This window comes from Streptomyces sp. NPDC046716 (genome assembly GCF_040645755.1).
Taxonomy (GTDB): domain Bacteria; phylum Actinomycetota; class Actinomycetes; order Streptomycetales; family Streptomycetaceae; genus Streptomyces.
Genome location: NZ_JBEYYU010000067.1, coordinates 20,183 through 42,003, shown reverse-complemented (window position 1 = coordinate 42,003; position 21,821 = coordinate 20,183). Strand labels below are relative to the sequence as shown.

Annotated in this window: 19 protein-coding genes; 5 read left to right on the top strand and 14 right to left on the bottom strand. The window is 73.3% G+C overall.

Annotation, left to right across the window (positions count from 1 at the left end; translation table 11 throughout):
- Positions 1–483: 483 nt before the first annotated feature.
- The 6 genes from proC to ABZ930_RS34730 all read right to left on the bottom strand — a co-directional run bounded on the left by proC (position 484) and on the right by ABZ930_RS34730 (position 4,764).
- Positions 484–1,296, bottom strand: a complete 813-nt coding sequence (proC, locus tag ABZ930_RS34755; protein ID WP_111662698.1) for a pyrroline-5-carboxylate reductase — start codon at positions 1,294–1,296, stop codon at positions 484–486.
- A gap of 116 nt (positions 1,297–1,412) precedes the next feature.
- Positions 1,413–2,150 (bottom strand): ABC transporter permease, encoded by a 738-nt coding sequence (locus ABZ930_RS34750; RefSeq protein ID WP_361557139.1) that lies wholly within the window; start codon positions 2,148–2,150, stop codon positions 1,413–1,415.
- Between the two features lie 41 nt (positions 2,151–2,191).
- Positions 2,192–2,986 (bottom strand): ABC transporter ATP-binding protein, encoded by a 795-nt coding sequence (locus tag ABZ930_RS34745; protein ID WP_361557136.1) that lies wholly within the window; start codon positions 2,984–2,986, stop codon positions 2,192–2,194.
- A 40-nt stretch (positions 2,987–3,026) separates the two neighbouring features.
- Positions 3,027–3,818, bottom strand: coding sequence for a class I SAM-dependent methyltransferase (locus ABZ930_RS34740; protein WP_361557133.1), 792 nt, complete (start codon positions 3,816–3,818; stop codon positions 3,027–3,029).
- 43 nt (positions 3,819–3,861) lie between these two features.
- Complete coding sequence (locus tag ABZ930_RS34735) at positions 3,862–4,374, bottom strand: EamA/RhaT family transporter (protein ID WP_361557130.1); 513 nt, start codon at positions 4,372–4,374, stop codon at positions 3,862–3,864.
- A gap of 69 nt (positions 4,375–4,443) precedes the next feature.
- A complete protein-coding gene (locus ABZ930_RS34730; protein WP_361557146.1) occupies positions 4,444–4,764 on the bottom strand; it encodes a peptidase in 321 nt (106 codons plus the stop codon).
- A gap of 170 nt (positions 4,765–4,934) precedes the next feature.
- Between ABZ930_RS34730 and ABZ930_RS34725 the strand changes: the two genes are divergently transcribed.
- A complete protein-coding gene (locus ABZ930_RS34725) occupies positions 4,935–7,097 on the top strand; it encodes a serine/threonine-protein kinase (RefSeq protein WP_361557127.1) in 2,163 nt (720 codons plus the stop codon).
- 17 nt (positions 7,098–7,114) lie between these two features.
- Here the strand turns inward: ABZ930_RS34725 and ilvD are convergent, their stop codons facing one another.
- The 4 genes from ilvD to ABZ930_RS34705 all read right to left on the bottom strand — a co-directional run bounded on the left by ilvD (position 7,115) and on the right by ABZ930_RS34705 (position 12,171).
- Complete coding sequence (gene ilvD, locus ABZ930_RS34720) at positions 7,115–8,968, bottom strand: dihydroxy-acid dehydratase (RefSeq protein ID WP_361557124.1); 1,854 nt, start codon at positions 8,966–8,968, stop codon at positions 7,115–7,117.
- 160 nt (positions 8,969–9,128) lie between these two features.
- On the bottom strand, positions 9,129–9,806 hold the full coding sequence (locus tag ABZ930_RS34715) for a TetR family transcriptional regulator (RefSeq protein ID WP_361557121.1): 678 nt from the start codon (positions 9,804–9,806) through the stop codon (positions 9,129–9,131).
- Positions 9,803–10,627, bottom strand: a complete 825-nt coding sequence (locus ABZ930_RS34710; protein WP_361557118.1) for a sugar phosphate isomerase/epimerase — start codon at positions 10,625–10,627, stop codon at positions 9,803–9,805. Before ABZ930_RS34710 ends, ABZ930_RS34715 begins: the two co-directional genes overlap by 4 nt.
- A 599-nt stretch (positions 10,628–11,226) precedes the next feature.
- Complete coding sequence (locus ABZ930_RS34705) at positions 11,227–12,171, bottom strand: Ppx/GppA phosphatase family protein (protein ID WP_361557115.1); 945 nt, start codon at positions 12,169–12,171, stop codon at positions 11,227–11,229.
- A gap of 80 nt (positions 12,172–12,251) precedes the next feature.
- Between ABZ930_RS34705 and ABZ930_RS34700 the strand changes: the two genes are divergently transcribed.
- Positions 12,252–13,106, top strand: coding sequence for a hypothetical protein (locus tag ABZ930_RS34700; RefSeq protein ID WP_361557112.1), 855 nt, complete (start codon positions 12,252–12,254; stop codon positions 13,104–13,106).
- 19 nt (positions 13,107–13,125) lie between these two features.
- On the opposite strand, the gene ABZ930_RS34695 is transcribed toward ABZ930_RS34700, so the two are convergent.
- The gene (locus ABZ930_RS34695; RefSeq protein WP_361557109.1) at positions 13,126–14,859 is read right to left on the bottom strand and encodes a hypothetical protein; all 1,734 of its coding nucleotides are present in this window, start codon (positions 14,857–14,859) and stop codon (positions 13,126–13,128) included.
- Between the two features lie 157 nt (positions 14,860–15,016).
- On the opposite strand from ABZ930_RS34695, the gene radA reads away from it, so the two are divergent.
- The gene (gene radA / locus ABZ930_RS34690) at positions 15,017–16,435 is read left to right on the top strand and encodes a DNA repair protein RadA (RefSeq protein ID WP_361557106.1); all 1,419 of its coding nucleotides are present in this window, start codon (positions 15,017–15,019) and stop codon (positions 16,433–16,435) included.
- A 93-nt stretch (positions 16,436–16,528) separates the two neighbouring features.
- On the top strand, positions 16,529–17,653 hold the full coding sequence (gene disA / locus ABZ930_RS34685) for a DNA integrity scanning diadenylate cyclase DisA (protein WP_361557103.1): 1,125 nt from the start codon (positions 16,529–16,531) through the stop codon (positions 17,651–17,653).
- Positions 17,654–17,739: 86 nt separating this feature from the next.
- Here disA and ABZ930_RS34680 read toward each other — a convergent pair whose 3' ends face one another.
- Positions 17,740–18,519, bottom strand: coding sequence for a hypothetical protein (locus tag ABZ930_RS34680; protein WP_361557100.1), 780 nt, complete (start codon positions 18,517–18,519; stop codon positions 17,740–17,742).
- 188 nt (positions 18,520–18,707) lie between these two features.
- Here ABZ930_RS34680 and ABZ930_RS34675 point away from each other — a divergent pair, with 188 nt between their 5' ends.
- Entirely contained in the window at positions 18,708–19,367 is a 660-nt protein-coding gene (locus ABZ930_RS34675; protein ID WP_361557097.1) for a phosphatase PAP2 family protein, read from the top strand.
- Positions 19,368–19,412: 45 nt separating this feature from the next.
- Here the strand turns inward: ABZ930_RS34675 and ABZ930_RS34670 are convergent, their stop codons facing one another.
- Together ABZ930_RS34670 and ABZ930_RS34665 are read right to left on the bottom strand one after the other, a co-directional pair.
- The gene (locus ABZ930_RS34670; RefSeq protein ID WP_361557094.1) at positions 19,413–20,102 is read right to left on the bottom strand and encodes a response regulator transcription factor; all 690 of its coding nucleotides are present in this window, start codon (positions 20,100–20,102) and stop codon (positions 19,413–19,415) included.
- On the bottom strand, positions 20,090–21,676 hold the full coding sequence (locus ABZ930_RS34665; protein ID WP_361557091.1) for a histidine kinase: 1,587 nt from the start codon (positions 21,674–21,676) through the stop codon (positions 20,090–20,092). Before ABZ930_RS34665 ends, ABZ930_RS34670 begins: the two co-directional genes overlap by 13 nt.
- Positions 21,677–21,821 lie beyond the last annotated feature (145 nt).

The window sequence follows — 21,821 nt, the reverse complement described above, 5'->3', positions numbered from 1 at the left end:
TGTACTCACCCTCTCGGGCTTTCCTCCGGGCGCTTCCCTTCGGTATTTCGTGTTTCCGACTCTATCAGACCGTTTTACCGGCCGATTTCCTCGGGATCTTGCTTCGCTTTCCGGCCTTTCGGCTTTCCGGCGAGTCCGACTCTATCAGATCCTTTCGGGCCTGATTCCCAGTCAGGGGGCTTGTCTTCCCGGCCTGTTGGGCCGTTCCGACGAGTGAGACTTTAGCGGAATCCCGGCTCCCGAGCTAATCGGGGTCCAGGTCCTCCATTCTTTCGAACGGAGATTCCTCATTTCGCAAAAGCGCGCGCAAACAGTGTCACGACGACAGAGAGAAACCAGTCGTCGTGCGTTTGAGTGGGTCTTGCGGAATGGCTGTCCGGGGACCGACCGGGGTCGGCGCTCACGTCGGACAACTCGGAGCACACTACGGACCGGCCCGGGGCGTGTCAACTCCGTGCCCCGGGCCTGTGCCGGTGGCAGCTGTCAGCTGTTGTTGCCGGAGGCCAGGGCGCGGCTGCGGTCGCGGGCCGCTTCGAGGGCGGCGATGAGCGCGGCTCGTACGCCGTGGTTCTCCAGCTCGCGGATCGCGTTGATGGTCGTACCGGCCGGGGACGTGACGTTCTCGCGGAGCTTGACCGGGTGTTCGCCGCTGTCGCGGAGCATCGTGGCCGCGCCGATCGCGGACTGGACGATGAGGTCGTGGGCCTTGTCGCGCGGGAGCCCAAGGAGGATGCCGGCGTCCGTCATGGCCTCGACCAGGTAGAAGAAGTAGGCCGGGCCCGAGCCGGAGAGGGCGGTGCAGGCGTCCTGCTGGTTCTCCGGGACGCGGAGGGTCTTGCCGACCGAGCCGAAGATGTCCTCGGCGTGCGCCAGGTGGGCCTCGGTGGCGTGGGTGCCGGCGGAGATGACGGACATCGCCTCGTCGACGAGGGCCGGGGTGTTCGTCATGACGCGGACCACCGGGGTGCCCTCGGGGAGACGTTCCTCGAAGTACGTGGTGGGGATGCCGGCCGCGCCGCTGATGATCAGGCGGTCGGCCGGGACGTGGGGGGCCAGTTCGGCGAGGAGGGTGCCCATGTCCTGGGGCTTCACCGTCAGGATCAGGGTGTCGGCCTGCTTGGCGGCCTCCTGGTTGGTGACGGGGGTGACGCCGTGCCGGGTGCGCAGTTCCTCGGCGCGCTCCGGGCGGCGGGCGGTGACCAGGAGATCCTCCGGGGCCCAGCCGCCGCGGATCATTCCGCTGAGCAGGGCTTCACCGATCTTGCCTGTGCCGAGTACGGCGACCTTGTGGCTCATGGGCGTGGACCTCCCGTGGTGCGTGGCTTGCGTCGTCCCGTTCCGTGCATGGGGTCCTGGGCATCCTCGCATCGGGCGGGGCGGGGCCCTGCGGGTGTCCGGTGGGCGGACGCGGGTCAGGGGGTGCGGCGGCGCAGGGTGGCCGCGCCGACGACCAGGACCAGGACGGTGCAGCCGGCGACGATCAGGACGTCGCGGAGGTAGGTGGCGGTGGGGTCGGTGTGGCGCAGGACCTCGTTCATGCCGTCGACCGCGTAGGACATGGGGAGGACGTTCGAGGTCGCCTTCAGTACCGGTTGCATGGTGTCCCTGGCGGTGAACAGGCCGCACAGGAGGAGCTGGGGGAAGATCACCGCCGGCAGGAACTGGACCGCCTGGAACTCGGAGGCCGCGAAGGCCGAGACGAAGAGGCCGAGGGCCGTGCCGAGCAGGGCGTCGAGGAGGGCCACCAGGAGGAGCAGCCAGGCCGAGCCGGTGACGTTCAGGTCGAGGACCCAGAGGGCGAGGCCCGTGGCGAGCGCCGACTGGACGACCGCGACGGTGCCGAACGCGAGGGCGTAGCCCGCGATCAGGTCGCCCTTGGCCATGGGCATCGCGAGGAGGCGTTCGAGGGTGCCCGAGGTGCGTTCGCGCAGGGTCGCGATCGAGGTCACCAGGAACATCGTGATCAGCGGGAAGATGCCGAGCAGCGAGGCGCCGATGGAGTCGAAGGTGCGGGGGCTGCCGTCGAACACGTAGCGCAGCAGGAGCAGCATCAGGCACGGGACCAGGAGCATCAGGGCGATGGTGCGGGGGTCGTGGCGGAGCTGGCGCAGGACCCGGGTCGTGGTGGCGGTGGTGCGGTGGATGTTCATGCCGGTCGGCCGCTTTCTTCCGTCGGTCGCGTTCGGTCGGTTCAGCCGGTCCGGGCCGCGTCCACCAGGTGCAGGAAGGCCTCCTCGACCGTGTCCGTGCCGGTGGTGGTGCGCAGGGCCTCGGGGGTGTCCTCGGCCAGGAGTTCGCCGTCGCGCATGAGGAGGAGGCGGTCGCAGCGCTCGGCCTCGTCCATGACGTGGGAGGAGACGAGGAGGGTGGTGCCGTGGGTGCGGGTGAGGTCGTGGAAGAGGCGCCACAGGTCGCGGCGGAGGACGGGGTCGAGGCCGACCGTCGGTTCGTCCAGGACCAGGAGGTCGGGGGTGCCGAGGAGGGCCACCGCCAGGGAGACCCGGCTGAGCTGGCCGCCGGAGAGGGTGCCGGCCAGGGCGTGGGTGTGGGTGGTGAGGTCCACGGCGGCCAGCACACGGTCGACCTCCGCGCGGCGGCCGGCGGCTGCGGTGCGGCCGGTGCCGGGGAGGAGGACCGCGGCGAAGTAGTCCAGGTTCTGGTGGACGGTCAGGTCGAGATAGACGGACGGGGCCTGGGTGACGTACCCGACCCGTGGGCGCAGGCTCGGGTGGCCCGCCGGGTGGTCGAGGACGGTGAGGGTGCCGGTGACCTTGGCCTGGGTGCCGACGAGGGCGCGCAGCAGGGTCGACTTGCCGCAGCCGGACGGGCCGAGGAGGCCGGTGATCCGGCCGCGCGGAACGGTGAAGGCGAGGTCGCGCAGGACCCGGCGGGTGCCGCGGACGACCGAGAGGCCGGTGGCGTGGACGGCCGGGCGGGCTCCGGTGTCCCCGGTGCCGGGGGCTCGCCCGCCCGTGCGTTTATTCATCACCTGATGAATATCCCGCTCGCGGGTCGTGCCGTCAAGGTCATGGGCGGCGTACGACGGTGAGCTCCACGGCGTAGGCGTCGTCGACCGTGCCGTCGGGGAAGTGGCGCAGGAGGTGGGCGCGTTCGTCCTCCAGGACCGGTTTCGACCGCTCCGGGCCCAGCACGACGAAGTACGAGCGGCTGGCGAGATGGGCGAGGTGCAGGTCGAGCGGGATGCGGCGGGTCCAGTGCAGGCGGCGGAAGGCGGTGGTGGGCGGCAGGGGCAGGCCGAGGGAGGTGATGATGCGGGCGGCGTCGGAGCTGACGCCGTGGCGGTGGTAGCCCGGCAGGCGTTCCTGGAGGCGGCGTTCCTGGGCCGCGGACCACTCGACGTCCGGGTCGGGGACGTTCCACCACAGGGCGAGCGCGCCGCCGGGGCGCAGGACGCGCAGGGCCTCGGGGACCGAGCGGGCCGGGTCGGTCCAGTGCCAGGACTGGGCGTACGTGATGAGGTCCGCGGTGGCGTCGGCGAACGGGAGGGCGTCGCCGTAGGCGCGGACCAGCGGGACGTCGGGGAGGGCCGTGCGGAACTGGGCGCCCATGCCGGGTCCGGGCTCCACGGCGATGACGTCGGCGCCCCGGTCGCGCAGCAGGGCCGTGGCGATGCCGGTGCCCGCGCCGACATCGAGGACCCGTTTCCCGCGCAGGGAGGTGCCGGCCAGGTCCTCGACGGTGTCGAGGAGCGCGGGCGGGTAGCTCGGGCGGGCCGTGGCGTACTGGGCGGCGACCCCGTCGAAGGAGAGCGCGAAGTCGGAGTCCGGGCGGGCGTCCAGCGGCGTTTCGTCTGTCATGACGCCATCGTGTCCGTGCGCGGCGCCCGCTGTCAGGAGGCGGTCAGCCCTTGCGCTGCTTGCCGCCGGACTTCTTCCTGGCCGGGTTGCCGGTGCGCCGGGTCGTGCGGCGCTCGTACTGCTCGCGCGCGGTCTCGTACTCGCGGCGCCGCAGCTTCTCGCCCGGGGCCTCGGTCAGGCAGCGCAGGCCGTACGCGGCGAGGACGCCGACGAAGCCGATCGCGAGGAAGCCGCGCATCGACGCCTGCTTCTCGGGGTCGGGGCGTTCGGAGAAGCCGCCCCAGGTGCGGCTGAAGCCGAGGGCGCTGCAGATCGCGAACGCGGCGACGAGCAGCACGTTCACGAAGGAGCCCACGTCGGCCATGGCCAGGCCCTGGTAGGCGAAGCGCAGTACGAAGCAGCCGGCGACGGCCAGCACGAGGGCGCCGATGCCGACGCCTGCGCGGCGCAGCCCGTAGTGCCCGGTGCGGTCGACCCAGGTCGTACCGAAGAAACGGATCTCCTCGGGGCGGGGGCCGGGGGTGCTCGGAGTGGGGGTGCCGGTTTCGTCGCTCACGGGTCGATTATCACCGGGCCGGGCGCGCGGGTGCGTAGGGCCACCGCCCGCCCGGCCCGGTGCGGCCCGTCAGGAGCAGCGCGGTGCCACGTAACCGTCGCTGCCCGTCTTCACGTAGGAGTCCGAGACGTACTGGCCGCTGCCGATGTTGTCCCAGATGTTCGTGGTGCCGTAGGTGCCGGTGATCCACTCGCCGGGCTTCTGGCAGGTGATCGGCACGCTGGCGCCGAGCGGGAGGGTGCGGACCAGCTGGTACTGGGTGCCGGGGCCGCTGCGCACCTTGAGGCGGACGCCCGGGGCGACCGGGTAGCGGACGGCCGTGGCGGCGGCGCTCTCCACGGTGCTTTCCACGGCGCTCCCGGCGCCGCTCGTGTCCGCCGTGTCGACCATGTCGGCTATGTCGGTGTTCTCAACTGCCATGTGAATCTCCCCCGTTGACGTCCGTGACGCGCGTCGCGCCGTGCGACGCGCGCAGGCTAGCAAGCCCCTCCGGCATCGCACGCATCATCGACTAGGCTCCGTGCGTCGCGCTTGCGGACTCAAGTACACGGGGGTGGACGATGCCGCCGCTGCGCAGCACCGGACCCGGGCCGGAAGCGGAGCGTCCGGGGTATGCCGGTCGCTATCGCCTGGAGGAATGCCTGGGAACGGGCGGCATGGGCGTGGTCCATCTGGCCACGTCCCCCTCGGGGCTGCGGCTCGCCGTCAAGATCGTGCATGCCCAGTACGCGGCGGATCCCGAGTTCCGGGCCCGTTTCCGGCAGGAGGTCAGTGCCGCGCGCCGGGTCAGCGGTGCCTTCACCGCGCCGGTCGTGGACGCCGACCCGGCCGCCCGGCTGCCGTGGATGGCCACGCTGTTCATCCCGGGTGACACGCTCGCGGAGCGGGTGAAGCGGAACGGTGCGCTGGGCGTCGTCGAGGTGTGCAGGCTCGGGGCCGGGCTCGCGGAGGCGCTGCACGACATCCATCGCGTCGGTGTGGTGCACCGCGATCTGAAGCCGAGCAACGTGCTGCTCGCCGCGGACGGCCCGAAGGTCATCGACTTCGGCATCTCGCGTCCCGTGGACAGTGAACTGCGTACGGAGACCGGCAAGTTGATCGGCTCGCCGCCCTTCATGGCGCCGGAGCAGTTCCAGCGGCCGCGCGAAGTGGGCCCGGCCGCCGATGTGTTCGCCATGGGGGCCGTGCTCGCCCACGCGGCGAGCGGGCGCGGGCCCTTCGACTCCGACAGCCCGTACCTCGTCGCCTACCAGGTGGTGCACGACGAGCCGGAGCTGTCCGGTGTCCCCGGCCCGCTCGTGCCGCTGATCCGGCGCTGTCTGGCCAAGGATCCGGCCGAGCGGCCCTCCCCCGCCGAGATCATGGACTCCCTGCGGCAGCTCCCGGAGGAGCTGCCGGCGTCGGTGCCGCTGATACCCGCGCAGCGCGGGCCGGGCCCGGGTGAGCGGGCACGGCCCGACACCGGCAGCACGCGGGTGCGGACGCGGCCGGGTCGTCGCCCGGCGGAGACCGGCACCGGAACCGGTTCCGGTGCGGCGGCGAAGCGCGGGCGGCGGCCACGGGTGGTTCTGGCCGCCGCGATCGGTGTGCTGCTCGTCGGCGGTGTCGCGGCGCTGGTCACCGGCGCGCTGGCCCCTGACGGTCAGGAGGGCCCGGCGGCACAGGGGCCCGCCGCCTCCGCGGACGCCTTCACGCCCTGGAGCGTCCGGCTCGACGCGTCGGGCGGCACTCCGCCCGTCTGCACGGCGGGCGCGGGCGCGCTGTACTGCGTGACGGACGACGGCGTCGTCGCCCGGCTCGATCCGGCGGACGGACGGATCCTGTGGCGGCACCGGGCGGGCGGGGCGCCGCAGGCACCCACGACGCTGTCCGGCGGGCTGCTGCACGTCGTCGCGGACGACCGGCTGACGGCGCTCGATCCCCGTACGGGCACGGCGCGCTGGACCCGTGACACCGCCGGCGTCGACGCGGTCGAGACGTCGGCGGGCACCACGCTGCTCATCGCGGCGGACGGCACCGTGCGAGCCCTGGACAGTGCGACCGGGCGGCCGCTGTGGACCCGGAGCCTGGGCGGCGGGGGGACGGAGTGGCTGGCCGACGGCGCGGGGACGTTCTTCCGGGTGCGGACCTCGCAGGACGGCTCGGCGACCGACGTCAGCGCGGTGTCCGCGAGCGACGGGCGGGTGACGTGGTCGACCCGCGCGGCGGGCGATCTGCACCCCTTCGCGGCCGGGGACGGCGCGCTGCACCTGCTCTCGCTCGACCTGCGGCAGCTGGCCGACGGCGTGGTCAGCGTCGACACCCGGACCCACCAGGCACACCGGGTCGCGCTGGACCCGCCCGTCGATCTGGCGGAGGCCGCCGAGAGCGGCGGGACCGTCCACGTCTACGCGGCCGGCGGGCGGCTCGTCGCCGTCGATCCCCGGCCGGGCACGCCGGGGAAGGACGCGGTGCGCTGGCAGCGGGACACCGGGGTCAGCCGGCCCTCCCGCCCCGTGGCGGCGGACGGCGTCGTCTTCTACACGGCGCCCGACGGGCGGCTGCTCGCCGTGTCGGCCCGCACCGGCGCCCCGCTCGGGCAGACCCGGCCCCGGCCGTCGGCGCACCCCGACCAGACGCTCGGGGATCTGCCGACGCCCGTCGTGAGCGGCGGGAAGGTGTTCGCGGGCGCGCCCGACGGCACCGTCTTCGGGAAGGACGCGGCCCGTCCCGAAGACTGGTGACGCGGTGCGTCAGCCGGTCAGCCCAGCTTGGACACGTCGCGGACCGCGCCCTTGTCGGCGCTGGTGGCCATCGCGGCGTACGCGCGCAGGGCCTGGGAGACCTTGCGCTCGCGGTTCTTCGGGGCGTACACCCCGTCGAGGGCGGCGCGGCGGCCGGCCAGCTCCTCGTCCGCGACCAGCAGTTCGATGGTGCGGTTCGGGATGTCGATGCGGATGCGGTCGCCGTCCTCGACGAGCGCGATCGTGCCGCCGGAGGCCGCCTCGGGCGAGGCGTGGCCGATGGACAGGCCCGAGGTGCCGCCGGAGAAGCGGCCGTCGGTGACCAGGGCGCAGGCCTTGCCCAGGCCGCGGCCCTTCAGGTACGAGGTCGGGTACAGCATCTCCTGCATGCCCGGGCCGCCCTTGGGGCCCTCGTAGCGGATGACGACGACGTCGCCCTCCTTGACCTGCTGGGTGAGGATCTTCTGGACGGCCTCCTCCTGCGACTCGCAGACGACGGCCGGGCCCTCGAAGGTCCAGATCGACTCGTCGACGCCGGCCGTCTTCACGACGCAGCCGTCCTCCGCCAGGTTGCCCTTGAGGACCGCGAGGCCGCCGTCCGCGGAGTAGGCGTGGGCGACGTCGCGGATGCAGCCGCCCGCGGCGTCCGTGTCCAGGGTGTCCCAGCGCTCGGACTGCGAGAAGGCCTCGGCGGAGCGGACGCAGCCGGGGGCCGCGTGCCACAGTTCGAGGGCTTCCTCGGAGGTCGAGCCGCTGCGGATGTCCCAGGTGTCCAGCCACTCCTTGATGGAGGGGGTGTGGACGGTGGTGACGTCCTCGTTCAGCAGACCGCCGCGGTACAGCTCGCCGAGGATCGCGGGGATGCCGCCGGCGCGGTGCACGTCCTCCATGTAGTACGTCTTCGAGCCCGCGACGTTCGGCGCGACCTTGGCCAGGCAGGGGACGCGGCGCGAGACGGCGTTGATGTGGTCGAGGTTGTAGTCGACCTCGGCCTCCTGCGCGGCCGCCAGCAGGTGCAGGATCGTGTTGGTGGAGCCGCCCATGGCGATGTCGAGCGCCATCGCGTTCTCGAACGCCGCGTGCGTGGCGATGTTGCGCGGCAGGACCGAGGCGTCGTCCTCGCCGTAGTAGCGCTTCGTCAGCTCGACGGCCGTCGCGCCCGCGCGCTCGTACAGCGCCTTGCGGGCGGTGTGCGTGGCGAGCACCGAGCCGTTGCCCGGGAGGCTCAGGCCGATGGCCTCGGTGAGGCAGTTCATCGAGTTGGCGGTGAACATGCCGGAACACGAGCCGCAGGTCGGACAGGCGTTCTCCTCGATACGGAGGATGTCCTCGTCGGAGATCTTGTCGTTGACCGCCTCCGACATGGCGTCGACCAGGTCGAGCGTGCGGACCGTGCCGTCGACCAGGGTGGCGCGGCCGGACTCCATCGGGCCGCCCGAGACGAAGATCGTCGGGATGTTGAGGCGGAGCGCCGCCATCAGCATGCCGGGCGTGATCTTGTCGCAGTTCGAGATGCAGACCAGCGCGTCCGCGCAGTGGGCCTCGACCATGTACTCGACCGAGTCGGCGATCAGGTCGCGCGAGGGCAGGCTGTAGAGCATGCCGCCGTGGCCCATCGCGATGCCGTCGTCGACCGCGATCGTGTTGAACTCACGGGCGATGCCGCCAGCCGCCGTGATGGCGTCGCTCACGATGCGGCCGACCGGCGCCAGGTGCGTGTGGCCGGGCACGAACTCGGTGAACGAGTTGGCGACGGCGATGATCGGCTTCCGGCCGATGTCCGCACCGGGTACACCGGAGGCGCGCATAAGGGCGCGGGCGCCCGCCATGTTGCGGCCGTGGGTGACTGTGCGGGACCTCAGCTCGGGCATCGCCGCTCGCTCCTTCAGTTCGGGCCTGCGGAGCAGGCCTACAGACCTTCAGACCTTCAGACAGAAAAGACTGGTTCACGAGCCTACGCCGCCCCTCCGGGATCCGGACCAGGTGTCCGGATGGCGGGACGGCCGTCTCAGAGATCAGTCCGGATGATCTCTACGGTCCCGTGAGGTGCCGCTGGACCACCGGCGCGAGCCGGGCGATGAGGTCCTCGGCGTCGGCGGACGCCAGCGGCTCCGCCTTGATCACGTAGCGGAGCATCGCCGTCCCCACCAACTGCGCGGCGGCCAGCGAGACCCGTAGCTCGGCCTCCCGCTCGGGCACGTCGAGGCGGCGGGCCAGCCGGGAGAGCAGCTGGGCCGCGATCAGGCGCCGGAAGACGGCGGCCGCGGTCTCGTTGTTGACGGCGGAGCGGACGATGGCGAGCAGCGGGGCCCGGGTGGCCGGGTTCTCCCAGACCCCGAAGATGAAGCGGGTCAGCCGCTCCCCGACCGCTTCGAGCGGCCCGTCCTCCACCGCGGCGGGTGCTTGCAGCGCGGGGGCGAACGCCACCTCGATCGACGCGGCGAAGACCTGTTCCTTGGTGCCGAAGTAGTGGTGCACGAGCGCCGGGTCGACGCCGGCCGCCTTCGCGATGCCGCGTACGGACGTCTTCTCGAAGCCGCGCTCGGCGAACTCCTCGCGGGCCGCGGCGAGGATCAGCTCGCGCGTGGCCGGGCCGGTCTCCGTGCGCGTACGGGGCGGGCGGCCGCGGCGGCGCGGGGGTTCCGGCGTCGGGCTCGGGTCCGGCGTCGGGCTTGGAGTCGGATGCGGGCTCGGGTCCGGGGGCGTCATGGACGCGGCACCCGGACCGCGGAGGCCAGGTGCAGGCGCGTGAAGGCCAGGGCCTCGGCGAGGTCCGCCTCGCGCTCGGCGCTCGACATGGCCCGCCGGGTGTTGACCTCGATCACGACGTGGCCGTCGAAGCCGCCGGTCGCGAGGCGTTCGAGAAGCTCGGCGCAGGGCTGGGTGCCGCGGCCGGGGACCAGGTGCTCGTCCTTGTTGGACCCGTTGCCGTCCGCGAGGTGGACGTGGCCGAGGCGGTCGCCCATGCGGTCGATCATGTGCATCGCGTCGGTGCGGGCGGTCGCCGTGTGGCTGAGATCGACGGTGAAGTGACGGTAGTCGTCCTTCGTGACGTCCCAGTCGGGGGCGTACGCGAGCATCTCGCGGTCCCGGTAGCGCCACGGGTACATGTTCTCAACGGCGAACCGGACGTCCGTCTCGTCCGCCATCCGCCAGATGCCGCCGACGAAGTCGCGGGCGTACTGGCGCTGCCAGCGGAAGGGTGGGTGGACGACGACCGTCGAGGCGCCGAGCCGTTCGGCCGCGCTCTTCGCTCGCTGCAGCTTCGTCCACGGGTCGGTGGACCAGACGCGCTGTGTGATCAGCAGACACGGGGCGTGGACGGCCAGGATCGGGATCTGGTGGTAGTCGCTGAGGCGGCGCAGGGCCTCGATGTCCTGGCTGACGGGGTCGGTCCAGACCATGACCTCGACGCCGTCGTAGCCCAGGCGTGCGGCGATCTCGAAGGCCGTCGCCGTGGACTCCGGATAGACCGAGGCCGTCGACAGGGCGACCTTCGCATCCGGGATGCGCACCACTGGTTCTGCCACGGGGACAGAGTACGGGCCTTCTCGATGGGGTGGGGAGGCGGTCCTTCGGGGGTGGGGGGCGCTTGGCTGGAACCGGGGGTGGGGTGGGCCGGGGTGTGGGGCTTGCTGGGGTACGGCTTGCTGGATGCGGGGCCGGGGGCGCCGGGGCCGGAGTGCGGGGCGTGCTGGGGTGCGGGGCGCACTGAGGTACGAGGCTGCCGGGGTGCGGGGCCGGGGTCCGGGGCGTGCTGGGGTGGGCGGCCTGCCGGGGTGCGGGGCCGGGGCCGGGGTGCGGGTTGTGCGAGCGCTTGCCCCGCGCTGGGGGCCGCCTTGCCCACCCTGCCGCCCTTGGCGGCAGATTGCCCAAGGCGGCGGCGGGGGGGGGCAGCCGGGTTGCCCGAAGCGGCGGCGGGGGGCAGTCGGGTTGCCCGAAGCGGCGATGGAGCGGCCCAGTTACCCGCGGTGGCGGGAGGACGGCGCCGTTGGCCGCGGTGGCGGGAGGGCGGCACCGTCGTCCGCGGCGGGAGGGCGGCACCCTTGTCCGCGGCGGCGGGAGGGCGGCCAGTTACCCGCGGAGGCGAAAGGGTGGCGCCGTTGGTCGCGGTGGTGGGGTCGCGTGGTCAGTTCGGTTGGGGGTGGGGAGGCATGTGGTCCAGGTGGCGGAGGATGACGCCCTCTCGGAGGGCCCAGGGGCAGATTTCCAGGGTTTCCACGCCGAAGAGGTCCATCGCGCCCTCCGCGACCAGCGCCCCGGCGAGCAGCTGGCCCGCGCGGCCCTCCGAGACACCGGGGAGTTCCGAGCGTTCGGTCTCCGTCATCGCGGCGAGCCGCGGCACCCAGTCCTCCAGGGATCTGCGCTTCAACTCCCGCTGGACGTAGAGCCCTTCGGTGGAGCGGGCGGCCCCGGCGAGCCGGGCCAGCTGCTTGAACGTCTTGGACGTGGCGACGACGTGGTCCGGCGCCCCGAACCGGCTGAACTCCCCCACCGTGCGCGCGATCTGCGCCCGCACGTGCCGCCGCAGCGCCTTCACGTCCGCGGGGTCGGCCGGGTCGCCGGGCAGCCAGCCCGCCGTCAGCCGCCCGGCGCCGAGCGGCAGCGACACCGCCGCGTCCGGCTCCTCGTCGATCCCGTACGCGATCTCGAGGGAACCGCCGCCGATGTCGAGGACGAGGAGCTTGCCCGCGGACCAGCCGAACCAGCGGCGGGCCGCCAGGAAGGTGAGCCGGGCCTCCTCCGCACCGCTGAGCACCCGCAGTTCGACGCCGGTCTCGTCCTTGACGCGGGACAGCACGTCATCCGCGTTGGTCGCCTCGCGCACCGCCGACGTGGCGAACGGCAGCAGGTCCTCGACGCCCTTGTCCTCGGCGGCCTCCAGGGCGCCTCTGACCGTGCCGACGAGGCGCTCCACCCCGTCGGGGCCGATCGCGCCGCGCTCGTCGAGGAGTTGGGCCAGCCGCAGCTCCGCCTTGTGCGAGTGCGCGGGCAGCGGCCGGGCACCCGGGTGCGCGTCCACCACCAGCAGATGGACCGTATTCGAACCCACGTCGAGGACACCGAGTCTCATGTACGGAACGCTACTGCGCCCGTGAGGTCCCCTGGCAGGGAAGGTCCGACCGAACTCCTCCGCGCGCTTACTCTGGAACGGTGCCAAAGACGAAAAAGGCCAAGGCCGACAAAAGCGGTAAGAGTGAGAAGAAGGCCAAGTCGGCACTGCTGAAGCAGGGCCAGGACTTGAAGCAGGACGAGAAGGCCATCGACTTCCCGCGTGCCTGGGTCGAGTTCCCCGATCCGGCCGACGACGAGCAGGTCTTCCGCTGTGATCTGACATGGCTGACCTCTCGTTGGTCGTGCATCTTCGGCAGTGGCTGCCAGGGCATCCAGGCGGGACGCGCGGACGACGGCTGCTGCACGCTGGGCGCCCACTTCTCGGACGAGGACGACGAGAAGCGCGTGGCCGGGTTCGTGGCCCGGCTCACTCCCGACATCTGGCAGCACCACGACGTCGGCACGGAGACCGGCTGGGTGTCGAAGGACGAGGACGGCGAGCGGCAGACCCGCCCGTACAACGGCTCGTGCATCTTCCAGAACCGCCCGGGCTTCAAGGGCGGCGCGGGCTGCTCGCTGCACATCCTCGCCCTCAAGGAGGGGCGCGAGCCGCTGGAGACGAAGCCGGACGTGTGCTGGCAGCTGCCGGTCCGGCGGACGTACGAGTGGATCGACCGGCCGGACGACACGCGCGTGCTCCAGGTCTCGATCGGCGAGTACGACCGGCGCGGCTGGGGCCCGGGCGGCCACGACCTGCACTGGTGGTGCACGTCGGCGACCTCGGCGCACGGCGCCGGCGACCCGGTGTACGTCTCCTACGGCCCGGAGCTGACCGAGCTGATGGGCGCCGAGGGGTACGCGAAGCTGGTCGAGCTGTGCGAGGAGCGGCTGGCCGCCCTGCCCAAGGGGCTCCCCCTGCTCGCCCCGCACCCGGCGGACCCCGCCTCCTCCTGACCTCACCCGCCCCGGGGCCTCAGGGGGACTGCGTCGGCGCCGTCGAGTCCCCCGGGCCCGGGCTCGCCGTGTCGGACGGAGTGGGCTCGGGCTCGCTCGTCGCCGGGTCGCTCGGCGTCGGGGTGGGGTCCGGGTCGGACGTGCCGGGGTCGCTGGGCGTCGGCGTGGGGTCCGGCTCGGACGGCGATCCCGAGCCGCCGCCCGGATGTCCCGAGCCGTGGCCGGGGCCGGGGTGGTGGTGGCCGCCGCCCGGACGCCGCCCGTAGCCGTCGAGGGAGATGACCGCCCCGGACGGATCGACGGCGATGCGCGCGCTCCAGTGCCCGGCCGGCTCCCGGTCGTGATCGACGTACACCCGGATCGTGCTCGAACCGCCGGGCTTCAGCGTGCCCGACGTCTGGCTCAGCCAGAGCCAGGAGGCGCCGGTCGACGCCGACCAGTGCACGGGCGCGCTGCCGGACGCGGTCAGCGTGATGAGCGTCGCGCCGCCGCTGGGCTGGGCCGTCACGGTGAGCCGGCCGGGGCCCGAACTCGCGCGCGTGGGCGGCGAGATCACCTCCACGGAGACGTCGGGCGAGCGGCTGCCCGCGGTGAAGCGGGGGTCGGGGGTGGTGCTGGCGTTGCCCGCGTTCTCGTAGCCGAATCCGCCGTTCTCCCCGGCTCGCTCGCCGTCCAGGCCGCCCGCGTCCTCGGCCTCGCTGGCGCTCACGGAACGGCCGTCGCTGCCCTCGCCGGTCAGCGGAGCGCCCCGGTAGGCGGCCCACAGGGCGAAGACGGGGGCGGCGACGACGGTCGCGACGACCGTCGTGGTGAGGGCACGCGCGCGCAGCCGGTCGCGGCGGGCCGCACGGTCCTTGGGGTCCATCGGGAAGCCGCGCCGGTCGAAGCGCGGAGCCCGCAGGTGCGCGCCGTGGGCGGCGTGCATCGCGTGGTGCAGGGCGGCGCGCGGGGCCTCGGCGAGCGGCAGCGCGGCGGGGGTGACGGAGGTGCCGGGCCAGGCGCCGGGGACGGCGCGCTCCGCGGTGCGGCGGCAGCGCGGGCAGTCGTCCACATGGCGCACCAGCTCGCGGCGGAGCGCGGCGGACAGCAGCAGCTGGTGGTCGCCTGTGAGGCGGTTGACGCTCGGGCAGGTGCCCGTCTCGACGACGGCGAGGGCGGCGCGGGTGCGCTCGACCTCGCAGGCGGCGACGGAGAGCAGCTCGCGCGTGGCGCCCGGGTCGGAGCCGAGCACGGCGGCGACCTCGGCGGCGGACAGCCGGTGGCGGACCGCGAGCTCCAGCGCCTCGCGCTGCTCGGGGGTGGTACCCGCGGCCTCCGGCCAGGCCAGCAGCGCCAGCTGCTTGCGGCGCTCCTCCTGGAGGAGGCCGTCCTGCGGCGCGTCCGGGGCGCTCGGGGTGTCCGGGGCGGATCCGGCCGCGTGCGCCCGCTGCCTGCGGCGCTTGGCCTCCGCCAGGCGGTGCAGGCAGGACCAGCGGGCCAGCGCGTACAGCCAGGCCCTGCGGTCGCTCTCCGCGTCGGGGCCGCGGGAGCCGCGCCGCTCGGCGAGGGCGAGGGCGTCCCCGAGGGCGGCGATCGCCTCGTCGTGGTCGCACAGGACGGAGAGGCAGTAGGTGAACAGGCCGTCCAGACACGGCTCGTAGCGCGCGGGCGGGCGCTGCTCGGCAGCGCGCGGCACCGGCCGCCTGGCCCCGGCGCGATGCGCCCGGTGTGCGCCGGTGGTGTGTGTCGGGGTTTCCGGCCTGCTGCTTGTCACCTGTGCGACCGTAGGCGGCGGCCAGTGCCCCTTCCGCCCCCTTGAGCACTTTTAATCCTTACGGGTGAAACGATCCCTCAAAAGAGGACAGGAACACCGGATTCCACGCTGACGCCCTGGCGGCCGACTGTCAGTGGCGCCCGCTACGGTTTCGCCCATGGCTGCCCGTACCAAATCCGCGAACAGCGGCAAGCAACGACCGTCGTACCGCTGCACCGAGTGCGGCTGGCAGACGGCCAAGTGGCTGGGCCGCTGCGCCGAGTGCCAGGCCTGGGGGACGATCGAGGAGTACGGCGCCCCGGCGGTGCGCACGACGGCGCCCGGCCGCGTCACCACCTCCGCGCTGCCCATCGGCGAGGTGGACGGCCGGCAGGCCACGGCCCGCACCACCGGCGTGCCCGAGCTGGACCGGGTGCTCGGCGGCGGCCTGGTGCCCGGCGCGGTGGTGCTGCTCGCGGGCGAGCCCGGCGTCGGCAAGTCCACGCTGCTGCTCGACGTCGCCGCGAAGTCGGCGAGCGAGCAGCACAAGACGCTCTATGTGACGGGCGAGGAGTCGGCGTCCCAGGTGCGGATGCGCGCGGACCGCATCCACGCCATCGACGACCATCTGTACCTGGCGGCCGAGACGGACCTGTCCGCCGTCCTCGGCCATCTGGACGCGGTGAAGCCGTCGCTGCTGATCATGGACTCCGTACAGACGGTGGCCTCGCCGGAGATCGACGGGGCGCCGGGCGGCATGGCCCAGGTCCGCGAGGTGGCCGGAGCGCTGATCCGCGCCTCCAAGGACCGCGGCATGTCCACACTCCTCGTGGGCCATGTCACGAAGGAGGGCACGATCGCGGGCCCGCGCCTCCTGGAGCACCTGGTCGACGTGGTGCTGAACTTCGAGGGCGACCGGCACGCGCGCCTGCGCCTGGTCCGCGGCGTCAAGAACCGGTACGGGACGACGGACGAGGTCGGCTGCTTCGAGCTGCACGACGAGGGCATCACGGGCCTGGCCGACCCGAGCGGCCTGTTCCTGACCCGGCGCGACGAGCCGGTGCCGGGCACCTGTCTCACGGTCACCCTGGAGGGCCGCCGCCCGCTGGTCGCCGAGGTGCAGGCGCTCACCGTCGACTCGCAGATCCCCTCTCCCCGGCGCACCACATCGGGCCTGGAGACCTCCCGCGTCTCGATGATGCTGGCGGTGCTCGAACAGCGGGGCAAAATCAGCGCCTTGGGCAAAAGGGACATCTACTCCGCGACGGTCGGCGGTGTGAAGCTCACCGAGCCCGCCGCGGACCTCGCGATCGCGCTGGCGCTGGCCTCCGCGGCGAGCGACACCCCGCTGCCCAAGAACCTGGTGGCGATCGGAGAAGTAGGCCTGGCGGGCGAGGTCAGACGGGTCACGGGCGTGCAGCGGCGGCTCGCCGAGGCGCACCGTCTCGGCTTCACCCACGCCCTCGTACCGGGCGATCCGGGCAAGGTCCCGGCCGGTATGAAGGTCCTGGAAGTCGCCGATATAGGGGACGCCCTGCGGGTGCTGCCGAAGAGCCGTCGGCGAGAGGCCCCACGGGAGACGGAGGACCGCCGGTAGACTTTGCCCAGGTCTCGCCCGTGCGTACGAACGCGACGGACGAAGGCGAAGAACCCCAGGGCACCCCAAAAGCCTGCGATCCGGAGGAGTGCAGTGGCAGCCAACGACCGGGCGACAGCTCCCGGCAAGTCCGGCGGGAGTTCCGGTGCGGACACTCTGATGCGCGCCTCGCTGAGCGCGGTGGCGCCCGGTACGGCCCTGCGCGACGGCCTGGAGCGCATCCTCCGGGGGAACACCGGAGGTCTCATCGTCCTCGGCTCCGACCGGACGGTCGAGTCGATGTGCACCGGCGGTTTCGTCCTGGACGTGGAGTTCAGCGCCACGCGCCTGCGCGAGCTGTGCAAGCTGGACGGCGGCATCGTGGTCTCCTCCGACCTCAGCAAGATCCTGCGGGCCGGTGTGCAGCTGGTGCCGGATCCGACGATCCCCACCGAGGAGACCGGCACCCGGCACCGCACCGCCGACCGCGTCAGCAAGCAGGTCGGCTTCCCGGTGGTCTCCGTGTCCCAGTCGATGCGGCTGATCGCGCTGTACGTGGACGGGCAGCGGCGGGTCCTGGAGGACTCGGCGGCGATCCTGTCCCGGGCGAACCAGGCCCTGGCGACCCTGGAGCGCTACAAGCTCCGGCTCGACGAGGTGGCGGGCACGCTCTCCGCCCTGGAGATCGAGGACCTGGTCACGGTCCGGGACGTCACCGCGGTCGCGCAGCGCCTGGAGATGGTGCGCCGCATCGCCACGGAGATCGCCGAGTACGTGGTGGAGCTGGGCACCGACGGCCGCCTGCTGGCGCTCCAGCTCGACGAGTTGATCGCGGGCGTGGAGCCCGAGCGGGAGCTCGTCGTACGGGACTATGTGCCCGAGCCGACCGCCAAGCGCTCCCGCACGGTCGACGAGGCGCTCTCGGAGCTGGACTCGCTGCACCACGGCGAGCTGCTCGAACTGCCCATCGTGGCGCGAGCGCTGGGGTACACGGGGTCTCCGGAGGCGCTGGACTCGGCGGTCTCGCCGCGCGGGTTCCGGCTCCTGGCCAAGGTGCCGCGGCTGCCCGGGGCCATCATCGACCGTCTCGTGGACCACTTCGGCGGGCTGCAGAAGCTGCTCGCCGCCAGTGTCGACGACCTCCAGACCGTGGACGGGGTCGGGGAGGCGCGGGCCCGCAGCGTGCGCGAGGGGCTTTCGCGGCTCGCGGAGTCTTCGATCCTGGAGCGGTACGTGTAGCTCCGCCGGCTGGGCGGGGGCCTGGTTCAGGGGGCCTTTTCACGGCTGACGGCCGGTGGCCGCTTCTCGCGCGGTTCCCCGCGCCCCTAGTCGTCCTTCAGGACGAACGACGTCTGGGTGCCCGTCAGTTGAGGGGCCTTCACCTCCACCAGGTAGGTGCCCGCCGTCGCCGTGCCCGCCGCCGGGGTCGCGCACTGCGGGGCGCTCGGGCGGCGGTCCCAGGTGAGGGTGTGGGTGACCTTGCCGCCGGCCGGGACGCGGAGCAGCAGGCCCCCGGCGTTGCCGGACGGGCAGTCCTTCGACGACCAGAACTCCTTGTCGCCGTCCGCCTTGGTGATCGTCACGACCGCCGTGCGCGGGCCGAGATCGACCTTGCAGGACGTGTCCGTGGAGTTCTTCGCGGCCAGCTCGATCCGCGGCTTCTCCCCGGGCGCGTACGAGTTGTGGAGGCTGCGCACCGACAGGGTCACGCCGCCCGCCGTGCAGTCGGGCAGTTTGGAACCGGCCGGGACCTGGTCGCCCGAGGCCGTACCGCCGCCGCTGCCCGCGCCGTCGCCGCCCGCCGAGTCGCCCGAGCCGTCGCCGGAACCACTGCCCGATCCGCTGCCGCCGGAGCCGCCCGATGTGTCGCGCCCGCCGGGGTGTTGGCTGATCGCGGGGCCGGAGCCGGAGGGGCCGGGCGTGATGGACTCCGTCGGGTGCTTGCCGTTCGCACCCCCCGCTCCGTTGTTCCCGCCTCCGCCGCCCAGGTTGACGATCCAGAGGACCAGCAGCGCGAGCAGCGCCACAAGGGACGCCAGAACTGCCCTCCGGCGCCAGTAGATGGAGGAGGGAAGCGGCCCGATCGGATTGCGCAGAGATCCCACGGCTCAAACCTTACGAGAGATCGGGCGGTTGTCCGGTGTCCACCCGCCGCACCGGACGGCAAGTTTTCAGGATCATCATCATGCCCCCGTCCGGCGCGGACACACGGCGACCCCTGTCTTTCGTCAGGTGGGGGCCGCGACGGCCGCCAGATGTGGCACTCACCTTGTATTGCATACTGTCCGGCACCATGGGAACCATTGACTCCGATCTCTATCGCGACATCCTGCAGTTCGCCCACGACACTCCGTCGTGGTTCCAGCACCTGATGGAGGTGTGGACCGAACTGGGGCTGCTGCTGTTCGCCGTGCTCTTCGTCGTCGCCTGGTGGCGGGCGCGGCGCGGTGATCCGCGGGCCCTCGCCGTCGCGGTGCTCGCTCCGCTGGGCACCGCCGTGGCGTACGTGATCAGCGAGGTGGCCAAGTCGGGGATCGACGAGGACCGGCCCTGCCGGGCGGTGAGCGGGGCGCTGGCACCGCTGATCGACTGCCCCGCCTACGGAGACTGGTCGTTCCCTTCCAATCACTCCACCATCGCCGCGGCGGCGGCCGTGGGGCTCGCGCTGGCCTGGCCGAAGATCGGCTGGCTGACGGTGCCGATGGCGATCATGATGGCGTTCTCCCGGGTCTTCGTGGGGGTGCACTACCCGCACGACGTGGCGGTGGGCCTGCTGCTCGGCACCTTCGTCGCGATCCTCTTCTCGCGGCTGTGCGCGTCGTCGGGGGCGCGGCTCGTCGAAACGATGCGCGGGTCGCGGAACGGTCTGGTGCTGTGGTTCGCGGGACCGGGTCCCGCCAACCGCGCCGCGGGGGCCGGCACGCCGCCGCGCCGCGGGGCGCATCGCCGCTGATCCCGGACATCGTGTGCCGAGCGGGCCTGCTGACGTGACGTCATCTCACGTCAGCAGGCCCGCTTCGTACGCCACGATCGCCGCCTGGACGCGGTTCCTGACCTCCAGGCGGTCCAGGACGGCGCTGACATAGGCCTTCACCGTGCCCTCGACCAGGTGCAGACGCGCGGCGATCTCCGGGTTGGACAGACCGGCGCCGACCAGGCCGAGGACCTCGCGCTCGCGCGGGGTCAGCGCGTCGACGCGCTGCCGGGCGGCGGCCTCGCGGGCCAGCCGGCCGCCGCCGAGACCGTCGATGACGTGCCGGGCCACTCTCGGCGACAGGAACGCGGCGCCGTCCGCCACCGCCCGTACCCCCGCCATCAGTTCGTGCGGGTCGCCGGACTTGAGCAGGAAGCCGGTGGCGCCGCCGCCGAGCGCCCGCGCCACGTACGCGTCCTCGGAGAACGTCGTCAGCATCGCCACCGCCGTGCCCGGCACCGTCGCCGTGATCTCCTGCGCCGCCGCCAGGCCGTCCAGGCGCGGCATGCGGATGTCGAGCAGTGCCACGTCGGGGCGGTGCGCCTGGGCGAGGGCGACCGCCTCGCGGCCGTCGGCGGCCTCCGCGACGACCTCGAAGCCGCCGCCCGCCGCGAGGATCGCGGCGACACCGGCCCGGATCATCGCCTCGTCGTCGGCGAGCAGCACCCGGATCGGTCCGCCGTCGGGCCTGCCGGGGGTGTTCACCGTGCCCATTCGCGCTCCTCTTCCTGTATCTGGTCGGCGGTGCCCGCCCTGGGGATGGCCGTCTTGTCGATGAGTTCACGGCGGGTGCCGCCCGTGGCGAAGCAGAGCCTGAAGTGCTCGACGGGCACGAAGAGTTCACCGCTCGCCCGGTAGTAGCGGCAGTCCGCGCCGGCGGGCGGCGGGGTGGGGGCGCGGTCGACGGGCGGGTCGGTGATCTCGCGCGCGGGCAGCCGGGACCGCGCGTCGGCCAGGGGCGTGCCGAGGCGCAGCTGCGCGTACGCCCGCGGGGTGAGCACGGAGTGCGTCTTGGTGTACGCGTACCAGGTGAACGCCCCGCCGATCAGGACGGTTCCCGCGGCCGCGGCCGCGCCGAACGCGAGTCCCACGCGGCGGCGCGCGGTGCGGCGGGCCTGCGCGAATCCTTCGGGGGCGGCCGTGCCGGGGGCGGCGGGGGCCTTGGAGCCGGGCGCGGGCACGCGGGCCGTGACCCGGAAACCGCCCTCGTGAGGGCCCGCGTCGAACGCGCCGCCGAGCGCGGTGATCCGGGCCCGCAGACCGAGCAGCCCGGTGCCGTTGCCGCGCGCGGGCGGGGTGCGGGGCGGTCGGGTGTTGGTGACGGTGACGACGGTGGCCGTGCCGTCGGGGCGGGCTTCCACGGTGACGGGGGCGCCCGGCGCGTACTTGGCGGCGTTGGTGAGGGCTTCCTGGACGACGCGGTAGGCGGTGCGGTCGGTGGGGGCGACGGCCCCCAGGAGCCTGACCGGGAGGCCAGAGTCCGCGGCCCGCCCGATCAGGTCCGCCACGCTCTCGCCGGCCGGGGAGAGCGGAGCGGGCTCGTCGTCCTCCTCGCGCAGCAGGCCGATGATGCCGTGCAGCCGGTCGGTGGCGTCGGAGGCGGCCGAGCGGAGTTCGGCGGCGGCCGTGCGGTGCTCGTCGGCGAGGCCGGGGGCGACCTGGAGGGCGCCCGCGCGCAGGGCGATCAGGCTGAGTTCATGGCCCAGGGAGTCGTGCATGTCCTGGGCGATCCGGGCCCGTTCGCGCAGCCGGGCCCGGTCGGCGACGATCCGCTGCTCGCGCTCCAGCTGCCCGGCCCTGGCCCAGCCGGCGGCGGTCAGCTCGCGGCGCTGACGCCAGTACCGGCCCACGAGCCAGGGGAACACCGCGCCGAACAGCAGCGTCCCCATGAGCACCAGCCACTCCGCGGCCGGGTCGACCTGCCGGACGGCGATCTTCGCGGTCCCGGCGACGGCGAGCACCGCGAAGACGGCCGGGGCCCAGCGGCGCGAGGAGCCGGGCGGGCGCAAGCCCATGAGGTACGCGAAGACGGCGAGCGCGATCCCGTACGAGAGGGTGAACAGGGACGAGGCGACGACGAGCCCCGGCAGGGCCGAGAGCAGGAAGGCGGTCGCGGGCAGTCTGCGGTGCAGGGCGGTCGCGGCGCCGAGCACCGCGATCCCGGCGAGCTGCCACCAGCCGCTGCCGGGTTCGCTCAGGCGCAGCCGCTCCACGGCGAACACCGGCAGGCACAGCGCCGCCCAGAGCGCGAGGTCCTGGAGGACGGCGACACGGCGTCGGGGGTTCACTCGGTCGACGGTACAAGCGCGGCCGCCGCGGCCGCCCCTGCCGATCGTCAGGTCCTCGCCCCGGCGCGGGTCCGGGCCCGGCGGCCCGGTAACAATCCACGGCCGCCGGGTGACGGCCCGGGCGGCGCCCGCCCCGGGCCCGCCT